Raw genomic sequence first — 17,773 nt, forward strand, 5'->3', positions numbered from 1 at the left:
TTCATCCTTCGGAGAACGGGCGAACCTCCGAATGCAGGGACCAATCAATTCCCGAGAATGAAACATTAGTTCCCTTTATTTAAATATTATTATATTTGAGATTATGTAATATTTTAGTTTTTTCTTCAAATCCTATACCAGTTTTAAAATATTTTTCTCTTTTCCTTGCCATCTCAATGGAATCAAACTCTTCAAGATATACAAGTTTAAGCGGTCTATGTCCCTTAGTGGACTTACATTTTCCGGCATTGTGTTCTTTCAACCTTTTATTTAGATTGATGGTAGAACCTACATATATCCAACGCCTTTTGTTCAATGATTTAAGAAAATAGACGTATCCTTTCATAAAACTTGGCTGGGTCGGGAGGATTCGAACCTCCGAATACAGGGACCAAAACCCTGTGCCTTGCCGCTTGGCGACGACCCAGAATAATTTAAAATTATAAATTAAAAATTAAAATGGCGGAGGATGAGGGATTCGAACCCCCAAGGGCAGAGCCCGTCCCGTTTCAAGCGGGATGCCTTACCATTAGGACTAATCCTCCTGTCTACAAATAAATTACTCTGAATACTTATTATATTGATATTTTTAAAAATGCCTCTTTCATATGTCAATTAATTTATAAAAATTTAGTTCCAATTCTTTTTTTTATTGACATTAATAACATAAACAAAAAAATTTCACACAAAACATGAAAAATATTGGCATTTTTTATAACCCATTAAATTATAAAAATGGGGCTTATCTTAATGAAAAGATTTTTGCTCTAAAAAAGCAAAATCTAAATGTGTTTCTTTTAGCCCGACAACATAGAACTGAACTGAATTCTGTGAAATATGTTGATAAATTTACCAGGAATATTATTGACCTATTAATAGTATTCGGAGGCGATGGAACTATGTTAATGGCAGCGAAACTGGTAATTGAAGAAGACATACCTATAATAGGATTTAATTTTGGAAAACTTGGCTTCCTTTCTGAATGTAAAAAAGATGAATTTGATTCGGTTATCAATAGTATTGTTAATAATGATTATGCTATTGAAAAAAGACTTGCACTCCTTTGCCATCTAAAAAAGGAGAAAAGTTATAAGTATTATGCAATTAATGATTGTGTTATTTATAAAGGTGACTATCCAAAATTAATTAATATTGAAGTCTACAAAGGTAATGAATTCGTTTATATGATCCGTGCTGATGGCGTAATCGTTGCTACTCCAAATGGGTCAACTGCATATTCGCTATCAGCCGGTGGACCTATTGTTTACCCTGAGAGTGATGTGATAGTTTTAACACCAATTAATCCTCACAATCTTTTTCTTAGACCAATTGTATTTCCAGCTTGCTCAAAATTAAATATCGTTTTAAAAGATAATGTGGTTGGAGTCCATCTTAATATAGATGGAAAAGACATTAATAATATAACTGCTAATAATAATATTCATATAGAAAAATCATCATCTTATTCAAAATTTATAAAGTTAACAAACAAAAACTTCTGCAAGATTTTACGGGAGAAATTTATCTTAAAGAATAAATTCTAACTATGTATTCAAGCAAAAAAAGATTCGCTTCAGCTGATTTTGATACTAAAACATTCATAACAGTTCCAAATATTATTACTATGGTTCGTCTTATTATATTGCCTTTTATACTTATTTTACTTAACAAAGGATATGATATTTGGGCGGTTGCTCTGATTATTTTTTGTGGTTTTACTGATGTCCTTGATGGTTTTCTTGCAAAAGTCCTAAATCAAGCTACTGCAATTGGCAAAATTCTTGACCCTGTTGTTGACAAAATTTTTTATCTCGCCATTTTAGTCTTCCTAATGTCTGAGAGAGGTTTTCCTTTATTTGCATTCATAATCATTGTTGTTCTTGAGGTTTTTATTCTTGCCGGTGGGTATATATTAATATCTAAGTACAAAATTATTCCAAGTTCTAGTATCTTTGGAAAATTTGCAGTTTGCCTAATCAGCCTTTCAGTTTTTCTTTATATTATAAATATAAAGTTTTTTAAAGTAAATATTATATTTGAGTTGTCTTTACAACAAATTATTCTAATATTAAGTATTATAATACTATTTTTTGCAACATTAATTTATGGACTTGCTGCAAAAGCAGAAATTAAAAAATTAAAAATAGATGACTGACATTTTTGAGTTGTCTCAATTGGAGGTATGTATATGGCTTCGTTATACATCACAAGAAGAATAAGGACCCTTCTAATTTTTGTTGTAATTATGGCTTCTTTGATTATTGCATTTAGTAGATCTAAAATTCTTAAAACTTTTTTTAAGCCTGAAAAAACTACTATAGCGAGTACACCAGAAGAAGCTACAGAGCAATTTGAAAGTTATATGTATTATACTAAAATTGATTTTAAATTTGTTACCGAAGATATCCGTGAAAAAGATAATGAGGTGAGCAGAATTCTTAAAAATACTGACTTTAATGAAATATATTCTAAATCAACAAAAAATAATAATATTACTAAAATTATACAACTCCCTATTGATAGTTATAGAAATGTAATGAATAAGCTTAAGCAATTACCTGATTTGGAATTTGCTGAATTGAAAAAATCTGAAGAAACTGCTTCAATTGAACAGTTAAGAAAGAGATTACAAGAAGAAGAGAATAACAAAAGACAGATTAGAACAGAACAGTATATAAATGAAGAAAAGCGATGGGAAGATTTAAAGAAAAAAGATGATATTATCGCTTCTCTGAATAATGAAATAATTGAAAAAGAAAAAAGTCAGAAGTATGTTTTAGCCAAAATTGATATTTCTAAAATCTTATCAGGAGATGTTGGGAAATCACTAGAAATTTTCGGAATCACTTTTATTGAATCTCTTGTATTTATCACCATCGGGCTTTTTGTATGTTATCTAATAATAATTGGATTAACAAGGCTTTTCGTTATTCTTGGTATAAAAACTAGATATGGGTCTTCATCAAGATATGGACAATATGGGAGATATGGAAGTAGTTCTTATGGGTATGGTGATTATAATTATGGTTATGGCGAGAAACGAATAAAGAGAAAATATATAAGAAAACCAAAGCAGAAGGATAAAAATTCAGAACCTGATAAAAATCATAAAACAGATGCTAAATAGATAAATTAAATTATGCTATCATACTGGCTACTATGGATTGTTTTGGGACTTATTCTTATTTTTATTGAAATTTTTACTCATAAATTTATCTTCTTTAGTATTGGACTTTCAGCAATAATTACTGGAATATTTAATATTTTAGGGATGGAAAAATTTATTATTCTGTTAATAGTTTTTTTGTTGCTAACAGTTTTTAATATTCTTTTTCTAAGAAAAATTGTTTCAAAATATCTCATCAAGCATAAATAATTATGATTTTATTTAAATTGTTTACAAAGATTTTCGGTCTTGGCCAGTTCCCCGACAGGCGCCCAGACGGAAAGGATAAAAATTTTCAGCTAATATCTTATTTTAAATTATATTGTTAATGGAAGGAGTGTAATGCCAGAGCATAAATCTTGCGAGAAAAAACTTAGAGCAGATGCGAAAAAGAGAGATAACAACAGATATGTTAAGAAAACAATTAAAACATTTGTGAAAAAGCTAAAAAACGCCAGCAGTAAAGAAGAGATAAAAAAGATGTTGCCCGAAGTCTATTCAGTATTAGACAAGGCTGTTAAAAAAGGTGTGATTCACAAAAACAGTGCTGCTCGTCGCAAATCTCGTTTAGCAAATTTCGCAAATAAGTTTATGGATTAAATTCATATCTTGAAAATTATATTTATTTTTTGAAATTAATTCTACATTTTGAGAAAAAAATTATTTGCCTTGCTATTGTCAAGTCAAGCGTGTTCTCATTCCCAATCTCCTGATTGGGAATGCAATAACCCTGTTTGGTGGATACGTCATTTGATATTTGACTTGACAATAGTATTTATTCTTTTGTTTGTATTTACTACAAATGTAAGTGCAGATAAAAATCCAATAGCAATCTTAGAATCAAATTTTGACTTTCTTATTCTGCAATTTGATTTAGGTGAATACCAAATTGACCATTTTAATAATTTTACTGTTATAGAAGGAGCACATTTTTCATATAACTATAAAGAAGGAGCAGCCAAACTTCCTGAATTAAGTTTTATTATTGGAATTCCATCTAAAGGGAATATATCATTCAAAACATTTGATAAAAAAACTTCAGAAATTCCTCTTAAAAATCCTATATTGCCATATCCAAAATATGTTCAAGAAATTGGTGAAGAAACTTGTCGTATGATTTATGAAATTCAACCAGAAATATATTATAACTCACTTTCACCAAGAGATATTGTTTTAACCCAGCCATATATCTGGAGAAATCAAAGGGTTGTTAAGCTAATAATTCATCCTTTTCGGGCTGAGAATAACCAGCTTATTATAACCTCAGAATTTAGGATAAGAATAGATTTTGGAGGAAGTGGTCACATAAAATCAGAATTTAAAGATAAGAACTTTGAAAATGTTTTCAGAAATAAGATTATAAACTTTGATATTGCAAAAAATTGGTCAATTAGTCAAAAAAGAGAGATTCCAGACAATCCATTCTCTAATTATAGATGGTTTAAAATACCCATTACTCAGGATGGAATTTATAAGATTACAAAAAGTCAATTAGTTGATTTTGATATTGCAGATGAGGAAAATTTACATGCTGAATATGTAAGAATATTTAATGGCGGAGGTTGCTCATTAGATAGAAATAGTTATACAGGACCATCAGATTTAAGAGAAATTCCGGTTTTTTTATCACAATCTGGAGATGATTTCTCAATATATTTCTATGCACGTGATACAAATGGTAATGAGATGAATCCAAATTACAATGGGGGTGGATACAATCAACACTTTAATCCCTACACTGGGGAAAATATTTATTGGCTTACATACATTACTGATTTAGGTGTTACGGTAAATAATCCATCATTACATAAGACTATTTTACAAAGAAGAAATCCCAAAGAAACATTAAATATTTACCATTATAAAGAACATTTTGAAGAGGAAGAGTTAAGATTGGAACCGAATGGAATAAAATGGTTTTGGTATAATTTTCCAGGAACTGGAAGTAACATAAAAAGTTTTGAATTTTTTGTTTCAAACTTAGTTCAAAATGGAAATCAAAAGATTATGTTGAAATTTAATTCAAGGCCAGATAATACATTATCAAAGTTCTATCTAAATAATAATGAGATTCACCCTTACATTTTGAGTAGTAGTGTTTGGTTTAGTGGAGACCTTTTTAAAAATGGTAATAATAGACTGGATATTCAAGCTTATTCCTCCGGATCACAGACGCTCTCTTTTAATTTTTACGAAGTAGAATATGATAAAAACCTATCTTTGGAAAATAATCGAGTATCATTTTCCCTACCAGAAATTAATACATTGTATAATATTGAGATAAGAAATGTCCGAAATAGTGAGTTGCAAATCTTTAAGGTCTATGATTTTGATAATGTAGAGAGAATTGATAGCTTATATTTTGAAAATAATAAAGTATATTTTACAGATTCTATAAATAATAAGGATATAAAATATTTTGCTGTTTGTCAAGATGGATACATATCTCCTTCTCAGATTATTGAAAAGTATGTGCCAAAAGTTTATTACTCATATAATGAAAATGGTCAGATAATTGAAGAAAATGATAAGGAATGCTATTTACGAAATAATATTAAACTTGCAAATACAGATCTTATTATTATCTGTCCTGAAGAATATTATGAAAAATCAAAAGAATTAGCTAACTTTCATAGTGAAATTGATAGCATGACTGTTCTAGTTACAAAATTAAATGATGTATACGATGAATTTTCATGGGGCTTACCAGATGTGGTCGCTATTAGATACTTCTTACACTATGCATTTGATTATTATGGGGTTGATTCTGGGCATAAGGTTTCTTATGTAATTTTAGTTGGAGACGGCACTAACGATTTTAGAAATTATGATTCCATAACTGGTGATAAAAATAAAATTCTCCCCTTTATCAAAGGAACTACTCCATTGGATGAGAATTATGTGTGTTTCAATTCAAGTAATCCCGAAATGATGATTGGAAGAATTCCTTGTCAAACAATAACAGAATTAGAAATAGTTATTGATAAAATAATTAACTATACAACAAATCCTAATTATGGCTTCTGGAGAAGTCGTGTAATGATTTCTGCAGACGATGTTCTTCAACATGGGGATAATGACCAACCTCAACATACAAATACTGCCGAGTGCTCACTTGCTGTGTTCATTGATGACAATGTTGAACTTATAAAGATTTATGGTATTGATTATCCACTTGATGAATTAAGCAACAAACCGGAAGCAAATGAAGCTATAATTAAGACTATAAATAATGGAGTTGCAATATTCGTTTATATCGGTCATGGAGGTTATGATGTCCTTGGGGATGAGGATTATTTCCGTTCCAGTGATATCTCAAAACTTAATAATTCTGATATGCTGCCATTTTTCTATGCAGGTTCATGTAATGTTGGTCATTTTGATTCTAATACTTTTGAATCAATGGCTGAAAAGATGCTTCTTGCAAAGGATAGAGGAGCAATTGCTTCATATGCATCTTCTCGCAGTGGTGGCTATGGTCCTTACGGGATTGTTTCAAAATTAGTTAATGAAGCAGACAGAGAAAGACGAATTGGTGAAATAATAAGTACATACAGTTCTAGTACTTATAACCTTTTCGGAGATCCTGCTCTCAGGTTGGTTATACCACCATCTGCCGGTGATATAACAATTGCAGATAATTATCCAGACTCTCTAAAAGCAAGACAAACTGCAACACTTATTGGAAATATAACTGATGCAGATAATCGGTATGAACAAATCTTTGCTGTGGTTTATGATACGGATTATCAAACTACCTATTATTATGTTGAGCCTGATGGGGACCAAAAATATATTGACTATTATAAAAAGGGTAAACCAATATTCAAAGGACCCATTTCTTGTTCTCAGGATACATTTTCTTTAAGATTTATCGTTCCAGACGATATTTATGGAAGCTCTAAAGGTCATATTCTTGCATATGCGGTTAATACTGATAAAACTAAAGACATTCTTATGTCATATCATAAGCAATCCAGTCCCAATAATCATAATTTGATTATAAATGGATATAGTGATGCAGTAAATGACGGTCCTCCATCAATTAATATCTGGCTTGATAGAGAGGAGTTTAAAAACGGTGATTATGTTTCAGCAACACCAACACTCTTTGCAAACATTTCCGATTCTAACGGAATAAATATTACAAATTATCCAGGGCACAGGATTCTTCTTACAATTGATGATTATTGCGAAGAAAACATAACAGATTATTTTATATACAATACTGATTCTTACACAGATGGAACAATTGAGTATAAAATAAACAATTTAAGTGTAGGTAGCCATCAACTGAAATTAGAATTATTTGATAATTTTAATGAGGGTGCTGGTGAAGAGATAAGTTTTAAGATAAAAGAAACTGCAAAGATAAAAGTGCGTAATGTCCTTAATTATCCAAATCCAATGAAAGATTTTACCTATTTTACATTTTATTTAGATGGAGATGCGGTAGTGGATATTGAGGTCTTTACTATCTCAGGAAAGAAGATAAAAACGATTAGTGATAAAATATGCCAGCCTGAATATAATCAAATTTTTTGGGATGGAAAAGATAATGATGGAGATTCTCCGGCAAGTGGTGTGTATTTCTATAAAATCATTCTTAATTCTAAAAGAGTTAATAATGTTTATAAACTGATAATATCACATTAAATTTTAATAAAAAATTAAAAAAATAATAAAAAATTTGACAAGAGAATTAAGATTGTTTTTATTTGGTTTTAGTAAATTGGATTAGTAAGGCATTCTAAGTAATTAGGTATTATGCTTAACAGCATAAGAAATCGTTAATGTCTTAGATAGGAAAATGCCTATATGGCAGAATTATAAAAATGCTAACTTACAGATTAGGATTTTCAGACAAAAATCTTGTCTGAAATGTTTATATTAACAATCTAATATTAAAGGAGAAAAAAATGAAAAAGAAACTTTGCTTTCTGACAATTCTGTTATTGATTTTCTCAGTTTCTCTTAGCTGGGCTATTGTAAAACAGGCTACTGAGCCTGCAAGCAAAACAGAGAGCACCCTTCCAAAAATCGTAAATTCAGAAAGTCATCCCGTCGTTCCCGAAGGTGCTGCGTTAAGGACGCTCAGACATCATCAAGTAGCTCCAATTGACGATGAATATGTAAATACCCGTTCAGATAAAGGTGGTGTTGAAACTGTATGGGCTGAAAATTTTGAAACTGAGGACGCATTTTGGTATTACACAGGTGCGGCTTACATAGTTACTCTTACTCCCGCCGACGAAATTGCCACACGATTTACTCCATTCCATAATGGTACACTTGATGGAACCTGGATATACTTTTATGGTGGCGATGCTACTTTAGTAACTATTAGTGTTTATGATAAGGATGCCAGTGGGTTGCCTGGAACGGTACTTGGCTCACTTGATGTAGACCCTGGTGCTGGAAATACAATAGATTTGTCCTCTTTAGGAATTACACTTACTAGTATGGAAGATTTCTTTATATCTGTTAAGATTTGTACTGGTACTACCCTTGATGTAATTTGTGATGATGGTTCCGGAACCGCTGCTCGTTCATTTAGTAATGATGGTACTGGATGGATATCCGAAGCTCCTTATGAGTGGTGCATTGATGCAAATGTTACCTGGACAGACACATGGACGACAGGAACTGGCAACTGGCAATATATTGAAAATGATACTATTCCTCACAGCCCCACACATTGCTGGTGGATTGATGAAGGGGTAGGCTATACCAATGACCCGTTGGTTTCCCCGACTTTCCATCTTATACCAGGATATAATCTATACTTTATAAGTATGTGGATTAATATTGAATTTCCCAGAACAGTAGCCGCTCCGGGTTATATTGATGAAACTTACAGACTGTGGATTGTAGATACAGATGCACCAGTTGATGATTATTGGCATATAGATGACCTGAATGCTTATGAAGGTAATTCCTGGTGGTGTGGACTTGAAGACCCCACCTGGGCTGGTGGCTGGGGTTATGGTAATAATTGGAATCAATGGATTGAGACCCCTGACTTGGATTTATCCACATCCAGTCCAATCTCCCTTGATTTTATGCAACGCTATGATGTAGAGTTGGATTACGATTATTGTTATGTTGAAATTTCTACTGATAATTGGGCTTCACAAACTACTCTTGCTACATATAATGGAACTAATAATACCTGGACTGCAGAACAGATAGACCTTAGTAGTTATGCTAACGAAAATGTAAAAATAAGGTTCCGCTTTATCTCTGATTCTGGCTGGTCTGATGAAGATGGTAATGATACTGAAGGTGCCTGGTTCATAGATAATGTTGTAATATCAGATGGCTCCACTACTTTCTTTGAAGATAATGCAGACGCTCAACAAAACTTCCTGGTAAATCCCGGCAATTTACCATGGGAAGCACTCTTCTATGATTATGATAGAGACTATCCTGCTCCTTCCTGTGGTTGGGAATTAATTGATAAAGATTATATCTTCAACGGTACATGTAATGTTACAGACTATGCTGATAAAGACATTAAACTTAAGGTAACCGTGACCACAGATGATAGTACCTATACCTTTGGTGCAGGCTTCTATGTTGATGATATAGATATCACAGGAATTTCTCTTCCTGAAGTTGATATGGCTTGTGATTTCACTCTTGTCCCATATCCATCAACTGTAGGACTTGATATTAAATCAGATTTAACACCTAAAGTCATTATAGGTCAAGAAGGTTATGGAAGTTCAGCAGCTAACATACGTATTGATGTAGAAGGTGCAGGATTTGAACCTCCAGATTTTGATTATTATGCACAAAATGTAGGTCCTTTAGGAATGGGTGAATACGGTATATTTGATCTAACGAGAAATCCAGGCTATACCCCAGTAGAAGGTACCTATGATTATGTGGCCTGGGTAGAAGCAGCAGGAGATACCGTACTTGACAACGACTATGCCCCCCCAATGTCAGTTCAAATTTATCCAGAAAATGAATATGAGCTTGGATATAATAGCAGAGTAGTAGGTCAGTACTACTATCCCGGCTGTACAGGTGCATTAACATACTTTTCACCTTATACTGATGGAGTGCTCACAGGAACTCACAATATTAATGGTATAAGACATTTATGTTATAACCGTCACATTCCATCTGGACCACCAGTACCACCGGAAACCGCTCCTTTAACATTCAAGGTTTATGATGCTACTTCTCCTACTACATTAGGTGCATTACTTTATGAAGAAGAAATTGACATTACTACATGGATGAGGTATCAATGGAAAAATATTCCATTCTCAAGTTCAGTTCCAGTAAGCAATGACTTCTTTATATTAATTACTGGTGAATTCATAAATGGAAATACTACTCCCGACCACCCAGAATACTTCATTCTTGTTGATGATAATACAGCTAAATACCTTGGTGATGTTAGTTATTATGATGGCCACGCATTCAATTTTGTATCAGTAGATACACTTGAAGCCTATTCTTATGATTTTTATTGCAATGCCTTAATGGATATGGTAGTGGGTGTTGGCCCAGGACATGAACCTGAAGTACCAACAACTTACCTTAATCAGAATTTCCCGAACCCTGTAACTTCAAATACAAATATCTCATTCAACCTAAAAGCAAATTCTGATGTTAAAATTTCAGTTTATAACATTAAAGGGCAGTTAGTTGAGACATTGGTAGATAATAAAATGGAGAAAGGACCTCATACTCTTACATGGAATAGCAAATCTCTATCTAATGGAATCTATTTCCTCAGATTAGAGACTCAAGAAACTACAATTACAAAGAAAATGGTTATTCTGCGATAATTATCATTCAATTTAAGCCCTGTCCCGATAAATCGGGGTGGGGCTTTTATTTTTTGGTGTCATAATAAAACTGTATGGCAAAAAAAGTAAAACAATCATTTAAAATCCAACCAATAATTTATTTGTTTTCTCTCTTGATTTTTACTAATCCATTTTTCATAACAAAAAAATACCTTTTATTTTTTCCATATAGGCTTTTAATACTTCAAATTCTAATTTTTGTTATTTGCACTCTTTTTTTTCTTTCACCCAAATATAAACTCAATAAGAAGAAACATCTTCCATTTTTGATTATTGGCATATATCTTTTATATAGTATTATTAGAACTATTTTTTTAATCCACCAGACGGCAGATTATGGTTTAGATGTTCTAATATATTTAATCCCTTCAATAATCTTATTTTTTATTATCTCTCAAATTAAAATCAATAAAAGTGAAAGATGTCTAATTGCAGGTTCATTTGTTTTCAGCTTTCTTATTTCAATTATTCCCGGATATTTTCTTCAATCACAGACTGTTGTTTCTTTTTCTCGTCTTAGCCTAAATTGGGCAAATCCTAATTATTATGCGAGTTATCTCTTAATTACTATTGGTTTTACTATCTATTTATGGAAATTATATTCAAATAAAAATGCTAAAAAAAACTGGATAAAATATTTTTCTCTTTTATCATCAATTTTAGTAATTATATTTTTATTCTGGACACAATCGCGTGGAGGTCTCCTTGCTTTTTTATTAGTGATGACTATTTTTATATTAGCATACAGTATAAAAAAGTCAAAATTTAAACTTCTTACAACTTCAGTAATTATACTATTAATACTATTCATAGGATTATTTTATACTTTTCAAAAAATTCGTCCAGCCACGATTATTTTTAGGGAAAGGATTTATCAATCAACTTTTGATTATATAAAAGATTTCTGGTTATTAGGGAGTGGTCTTGGTTCTTTTGTGCATTATTTTCCAAAGTATAAGCAAAGTGATTACAAATTGATAGGACAAGAGGATATTATTACACATACTCACAATGAATTTATGGAACAATGGACTGAAACCGGTATAATAGGACTACTACTTTTTTTAGCATTTATCATTGTAATAATATTAGAAGCTATAAAGAAAACTTCAATGTTTAAAGGGGAGAGGAAATATTTTATCGGTGCATGCTTGCTATCCCTTCTGCTTTTTATTACTCATAATCTCTTTACCATTACCATGCGACTATCTCCAATGCAGACATATTTTTATATTCTTGCAGGCTTAATCTTTGCTAATTATGGGGAAATAGATACCAAAATAAATAGAACGAATAAAAAGAAATATATTCTATTCATTCTTATCCCTTTGTTTCTATGGTTAATCTCAATAAATATAAAAAATATAACAGGATTGGGTTATTTTCAGAGGTCAAAGGAGGAATTTACAACTTCAAAAAGAGGATTATTCGCTTCAATAAAGTATGCTGAGAAAGCACGAAATTTTATCCCTCATAACTCTAATTTACTCTATCATCTTGGCTATTCCAACTTTTATGCGAAGAATTATCAAAAGGCGATTAAATATTTCGACAGATTGCTTGCTATTTCCCCTTATTACCCACAAGCACATTTCTGGAAAGGTTATATTTATTCAAAATCTAATAATTGGAATAAAGCTATAAATGAGTATAAAGCTGAGTTAAAATATGATCAGTATCCTAAAGTATACTTTAATCTCGCAATAGCTTATCATTATATTAATTATGAGAAAGCATCTATTAATTATTTGCAAAAATATGTAGAAAAAATCGTTGAAAAAATAGAGAAAAATCTTGTTTTAGACAGAGAAAGGATTTTATCTCAAGAGAAAAGGAACCTCAATTTTGCTTTTGAAAATCTAAAAAAATATTACATTGACAAAGATAAAGATAAAACTTCAGAGTTAGAACAGATTAAAAAAATTCTGTCCCGGTAAAAATTAATAACATCATTTTTAAAGAACTGTGATGAGATAAATTTTTTTCTTTACTACAAAAATTGTTTAACGCTTAAATGGCTAAAATATTACTTATCAATAAATATCTAAGGATAGGATGAAATCAAGATACAGAGAACTTATAAAAGAAGTTACGGAAAGATATCCAGAAAGAAAAGAAGAATTTATTTCAGGCTCTTCTGATATCGTTAATAGACTATATACCCCGGAAGACATAGAAGAAATAAATTATAAAACCGATATTGGCTATCCCGGCTTGTATCCTTTTACTCGTGGCGTTCAACCAACGATGTATAGAGGCCGCTTATGGACAATGCGTCAGTATGCCGGTTTTGGAAATGCTGAGGAATCTAACAAAAGATATAAATATCTGCTTTCACAAGGTCAAACTGGGCTTTCAATTGCTTTTGACCTTTGCACGCAGATTGGCTACGATTCAGACCATCCAATGAGTAGTGGTGAGGTGGGTAAAGTCGGCGTGGCTATTGATTCGCTTGCAGATATGGAAACCCTTTTTGATGGAATTCCTTTGGACAGGATTTCAACTTCAATGACAATTAATTCAACTGCAGCAATACTTTTAGCTATGTATATCGCAGTGGCAGAAAAACAAGGGGTGTCAAAAGAAAAACTGAAAGGTACTATTCAAAATGATATTCTAAAAGAATATATTGCAAGAGGGACATATATTTTTCCACCGAAACCGTCAATGCGTTTGATTACAGATGTCTTTCAATACTGTTCAAAAAATATTCCGCGTTGGAATAGCATTTCTGTTTCTGGTTATCATATTAGAGAAGCTGGATCAACCGCTGCCCAAGAAATAGCCTTTACGCTTGCAGATGGAATCGCCTATATTGAGGCAGCACAAAAGGTTGGGCTAAATGTAGATGATTTTGCACCAAGAGTCTCGTTCTTTTTTAATTCTCATAATGACTTGTTTGAAGAAGTTGGAAAATTTAGAGCGGCAAGACGGCTCTGGGCAAAGATTATGAGAGAACGATTTCATGCAAAGAATCCAAAATCAATGAAAATGAGATTTCATACTCAAACTGGAGGCTCAACTTTAACAGCTCAACAGCCTGACAATAATATTGCTCGTGTCACAATCCAAACACTTGCTGCTGTGCTTGGAGGAACACAGTCTTTACATACAAATTCAAGAGATGAAGCATTAGCTCTTCCAAGTGAAGATTCAGTTAGAATTGCTCTCAGAACACAACAAATTGTTGCTTATGAAAGTGGTGTTTGCAATACAATTGACCCATTAGCAGGTTCTTATTTTATAGAAAGCATAACAAATCAGATTGAAGAGAAAGCAATGGAATACATTTCTCAAATTGATGAATTGGGCGGTATGGTTGAGGCGATTGAAAAGGGCTATGTGCAAAAACAGATTCAAGATAGTGCTTACAAATATCAGAAACAAATAGAGAATGAAGAAAGAATTATTGTAGGACTTAATAAATTTGTTACAGAAGCGGAGCCGTGCAGAAGCATTTTGAAAGTTGATGAATCGTTTGAGAGATTACAAGTTGAAAAATTGAAAAAAGTTAAACAGGAGAGAGATAATCATAAAGTAGAAATGGCACTAAAAAAGATTAGAGCGACTGCAAAATCTTCTGATAATTTGATGCCCGTAATTCTAGAAGCAGTTAAAGTATACGCTACTTTAGGTGAGATTTGTGATGTTTTGCGTGAAGAATTTGGAGAATATGAAGAACAACTTGTGTTGTAATTGCTCAGCCACAAAGACTCAATCACCGCGGACGCGGGGACACAAAGGGTTAATACAAATTTTATTTGCTATAAAAATTTGTTTGTTGACAGAAGAAATGATTTTATATTCTTGGTGCCTTAGGGACTTTGTGGCAGAAAGCTAATATGGAAAAGAAAATAAGAATTTTAATTGCAAAACCTGGCTTAGATGGACACGATAGGGGAGCAAAGTTTGTTGCCCGTGCCCTTCGCGATGCGGGTTATGAAATTATTTATACTGGAATTCGGCAAACACCTGAGCAGATAGTTGCAGCTGCAATTCAGGAAGATGTTGACTTTCTTGGAATAAGTATTTTATCTGGCGCTCATAATGTTTTGCTTTCTAAAGTGATGAAACTTCTTAAAGAAAATAGAGCAGAGGATATAATTGTCTTTGGCGGTGGAGTAATTCCGAAAGATGATATTCCTTATTTGAAAGATATTGGAGTTAAAGCAATCTTTACCCCAGGCACCAAATCAAAAGAAATTATTGAGTTTATTGAGAAAGAGTCCCGATACATCGGGATAAAATAAAATGATTGGAAATATCATTCAAAAATAAAAAACTGGGATTTATCCCAAAAGGAGAAAAAATGGGTATAATAATCATCCTTATAATTCTGATTGTGCTATATTGGCAGGCAAAGAGTATTTTCCACGATAAAGCTAAATTGGCAAAAACTATTATTGTTTTGCTAATTATTTTTGGAGTTTTATCACAAACAATTAAAGTAGTTGAGCCAGGCAAAGTAAAAGTGCAGGTGCTTTTTGGAAAAGTTCAAAAAAGAATTTTGCCCAGCGGACTTAATTTTGTAAATCCGTTAATAACTATGCGTACTATGAGTGTTCGCACTGAAACATATACAATGAGTGCTACACGATATGAAGGTAGGGTCCGAGGAGACGACGCAATTAAAGCATTAACCTCAGATGGAATATTGCTTCCTATGGATATTACATGCTTGTTTCATTTATTAGATACTAAAGCACCAGAAGTATATGAAAAAATTGGCACTAACTATGAATCAAAAATTATACGACCTGAACTCAAAACGATTATCCGAGAAGTTATTAGCAGCTTTAAAATGGAACAGGTATATTCGTCTGCAAGAGATACTATTGCTTTAACAATGAAAGAAAAAGCTCATAAGAAATTACTTCCAAGAGGAATATTTATTGAAGATGTTCTTCTCAGGAATGTTACTCTACCAAAACAAGTAGAAGCAGCTATAAATGCTAAAAAAACAGAACAGCAAAATTTTCAAAAGATGCAATATACTCTGCTAAAAGAGGCAAAAGAAAAAGAGAGGAAAATCATAGAAGCAGAAGGTATCAAAAAGGCAAATCAGACAATTGCTGAAGGGCTCACAGAAAGCTATCTTAAATGGTATCAAATTGATATGATGAAGAAATTGATTGGTAGCCCAAATAATACGATTATCTTTATTCCCATGGGACAAGAGATTAAGCCAATAATTAGTACTGGAAAGTAGGAGATAAATGGAAATAAGGAAATAAGGAGATAGGGATATAAGGATATAGGGATATAAGGCAAAATGTAAAAAGCAAAAATTAAAAATTGAGAAACGGACTCAACAATTTTTCTCTGGAGTGCTGAAACGAGGATCCGAGATTTATCGGGGATACGAACTTTCAGCCTGGGCACAAGCGAAAAGTTTGTCCCGACTCGTCGGGACGCATTTTCGCACTCCTAAAATAAAGAAAAATTATATCTGCGTCTCTGTGGTTGATGTATTTTCAGATGAAACACATATGTCGGCAAGTGGCCGCAAAGGAATATGAAAATTATATGCAGAAGCTGAAACAGAGGATAATCAAAAAAGAAATAGAAATTATCCCCGCCTGCCAAAGCCTTGTGCGGCGGGCAGGTCTGTGTACTCTTTCACCCTTCGTCCCGATTCCATCGGGACTACGGAGAACGGGTGTGCCTCTGTGGTGAAAAAATATGGGCAAAGCTATAATTGAAAAAATCATTCAATCACATTCAGATGAAATGTAACACAATCGTCCCGATTGTGTCGCAATTGTGGACAATTGCATTACTTTTGTGGAGGATACCTCTGTGGTGAGAAAAAAATGGGCAAAACTATAATTGAAAAAATAATTCAAATGCATTCTGAAGAGGATGTTAAAGCCGGAAAAATTGTCTGGATGAAAATAGACATACGAACTGCTCGTGATTTTGGCGGAGCCAATGTTGTTAAAAATCTTGAAAGATATTATCCGAATGAACAATTGCCAGATATTGAAAACATACTTTTTACATTTGACTGTGTTGTGCCTGCCAAAACCATTCCTTATGCAAATAATCAGCAGATTTGTCGTGAGTTTGCTAAAAAGTCTGGTATAAAAGTATATGATGTTGATGCGGGAATTGGAACTCATATTTTGATGGAAACGGGTATAGCAAGACCGGGACGAACAATAGTTGGGACAGACAGTCATTTTAATATTTTAGGAGCGGTAAATGCGCTTGGTCAGGGAATGGGGGACCAGGATATTGCTTTTACCTTTCGTACTGGAAAAACCTGGTTTGAAGTGCCAGAAACAATCAAAGTAAATCTAAAAGGAAGATTTTCATATCCTACTACCGCAAAGGATTTAATTCTTTATATTTTAAGAAAATTGGGAAGTAAAGGAGCTCTTGGAAAATGTATTGAATATTATGGAGAATGCCTGAAAGATTTGAGCTTCGCAGAGTACATTACTCTTTGCAGTATGATGACAGAGATGGGTGGGATTGTAGCTTTTCCATATCCAAATAAGAATGTAATCAATTGGCTTGCTGAAAGAACTGGAGAAAAACCAGAATTCATATTCGCTGATGCAGATGCAAATTATTGTGATGAAATTGAGATTGATGTTACTGATTTAAAACCACAAATTGCCTGCCCTCCAAAGCCTGATAATGTTACGGATGTTAAAGAATTAAAAGGTTTAAAAGTTGATTCCGTATTCGTTGGCTCCTGTACTAACGGGAGAATTGAAGATATGCGTTGGGTTGCTGAAATTCTTAAAGGAAATAAAGTAGCTAATGGTGT

General features: G+C 32.7%; 13 protein-coding genes and 2 tRNA genes. 12 read left to right on the forward strand and 3 right to left on the reverse strand.

Annotation, left to right across the window (positions count from 1 at the left end; all coding sequences use genetic code 11):
- Positions 1-79: 79 nt before the first annotated feature.
- From U9R23_03185 to U9R23_03195, 3 genes are all read right to left on the reverse strand, one after another.
- Entirely contained in the window at positions 80-346 is a 267-nt protein-coding gene (locus U9R23_03185) for a GIY-YIG nuclease family protein (GenBank protein ID MEA3475435.1), read from the reverse strand.
- A gap of 6 nt (positions 347-352) precedes the next feature.
- Positions 353-427 (reverse strand) — tRNA-Gln (locus U9R23_03190).
- A gap of 33 nt (positions 428-460) precedes the next feature.
- Positions 461-545: transfer RNA gene (locus U9R23_03195), tRNA-Ser, on the reverse strand.
- Between the two features lie 147 nt (positions 546-692).
- Here U9R23_03195 and U9R23_03200 point away from each other — a divergent pair.
- The 12 genes from U9R23_03200 to U9R23_03255 all read left to right on the forward strand — a co-directional run.
- Positions 693-1,544 carry an NAD(+)/NADH kinase gene (locus tag U9R23_03200; protein ID MEA3475436.1) on the forward strand — a complete coding sequence of 284 codons (852 nt, stop codon included), beginning with the start codon at positions 693-695 and terminating at the stop codon, positions 1,542-1,544.
- Between the two features lie 2 nt (positions 1,545-1,546).
- The gene (locus U9R23_03205) at positions 1,547-2,155 is read left to right on the forward strand and encodes a CDP-alcohol phosphatidyltransferase family protein (GenBank protein ID MEA3475437.1); all 609 of its coding nucleotides are present in this window, start codon (positions 1,547-1,549) and stop codon (positions 2,153-2,155) included.
- Positions 2,156-2,188: 33 nt separating this feature from the next.
- A complete protein-coding gene (locus U9R23_03210; GenBank protein ID MEA3475438.1) occupies positions 2,189-3,127 on the forward strand; it encodes a hypothetical protein in 939 nt (312 codons plus the stop codon).
- Between the two features lie 12 nt (positions 3,128-3,139).
- Positions 3,140-3,376: a hypothetical protein gene (locus tag U9R23_03215; protein ID MEA3475439.1), complete on the forward strand. Its 237-nt coding sequence runs from the start codon at positions 3,140-3,142 to the stop codon at positions 3,374-3,376.
- A gap of 132 nt (positions 3,377-3,508) precedes the next feature.
- On the forward strand, positions 3,509-3,766 hold the full coding sequence (gene rpsT / locus U9R23_03220; protein ID MEA3475440.1) for a 30S ribosomal protein S20: 258 nt from the start codon (positions 3,509-3,511) through the stop codon (positions 3,764-3,766).
- 183 nt (positions 3,767-3,949) lie between these two features.
- Entirely contained in the window at positions 3,950-7,822 is a 3,873-nt protein-coding gene (gene porU, locus U9R23_03225) for a type IX secretion system sortase PorU (protein MEA3475441.1), read from the forward strand.
- Positions 7,823-8,085: 263 nt separating this feature from the next.
- Positions 8,086-10,974 (forward strand): T9SS type A sorting domain-containing protein, encoded by a 2,889-nt coding sequence (locus U9R23_03230; GenBank protein ID MEA3475442.1) that lies wholly within the window; start codon positions 8,086-8,088, stop codon positions 10,972-10,974.
- A gap of 74 nt (positions 10,975-11,048) precedes the next feature.
- The gene (locus U9R23_03235; protein ID MEA3475443.1) at positions 11,049-12,932 is read left to right on the forward strand and encodes an O-antigen ligase family protein; all 1,884 of its coding nucleotides are present in this window, start codon (positions 11,049-11,051) and stop codon (positions 12,930-12,932) included.
- 118 nt (positions 12,933-13,050) lie between these two features.
- The gene (locus tag U9R23_03240; protein ID MEA3475444.1) at positions 13,051-14,691 is read left to right on the forward strand and encodes a methylmalonyl-CoA mutase family protein; all 1,641 of its coding nucleotides are present in this window, start codon (positions 13,051-13,053) and stop codon (positions 14,689-14,691) included.
- A 146-nt stretch (positions 14,692-14,837) separates the two neighbouring features.
- Entirely contained in the window at positions 14,838-15,245 is a 408-nt protein-coding gene (locus U9R23_03245; GenBank protein MEA3475445.1) for a cobalamin B12-binding domain-containing protein, read from the forward strand.
- Positions 15,246-15,304: 59 nt separating this feature from the next.
- Positions 15,305-16,204 carry a prohibitin family protein gene (locus tag U9R23_03250; GenBank protein MEA3475446.1) on the forward strand — a complete coding sequence of 300 codons (900 nt, stop codon included), beginning with the start codon at positions 15,305-15,307 and terminating at the stop codon, positions 16,202-16,204.
- Positions 16,205-16,808: 604 nt separating this feature from the next.
- Positions 16,809-17,773 (forward strand): aconitase family protein (locus U9R23_03255; protein ID MEA3475447.1); only part of this gene is annotated, 965 nt, incomplete at its 3' end.

The sequence above is a fragment of the Candidatus Cloacimonadota bacterium genome (assembly GCA_034722995.1).
GTDB lineage: Bacteria > Cloacimonadota > Cloacimonadia > JGIOTU-2 > JGIOTU-2 > JAGMCF01.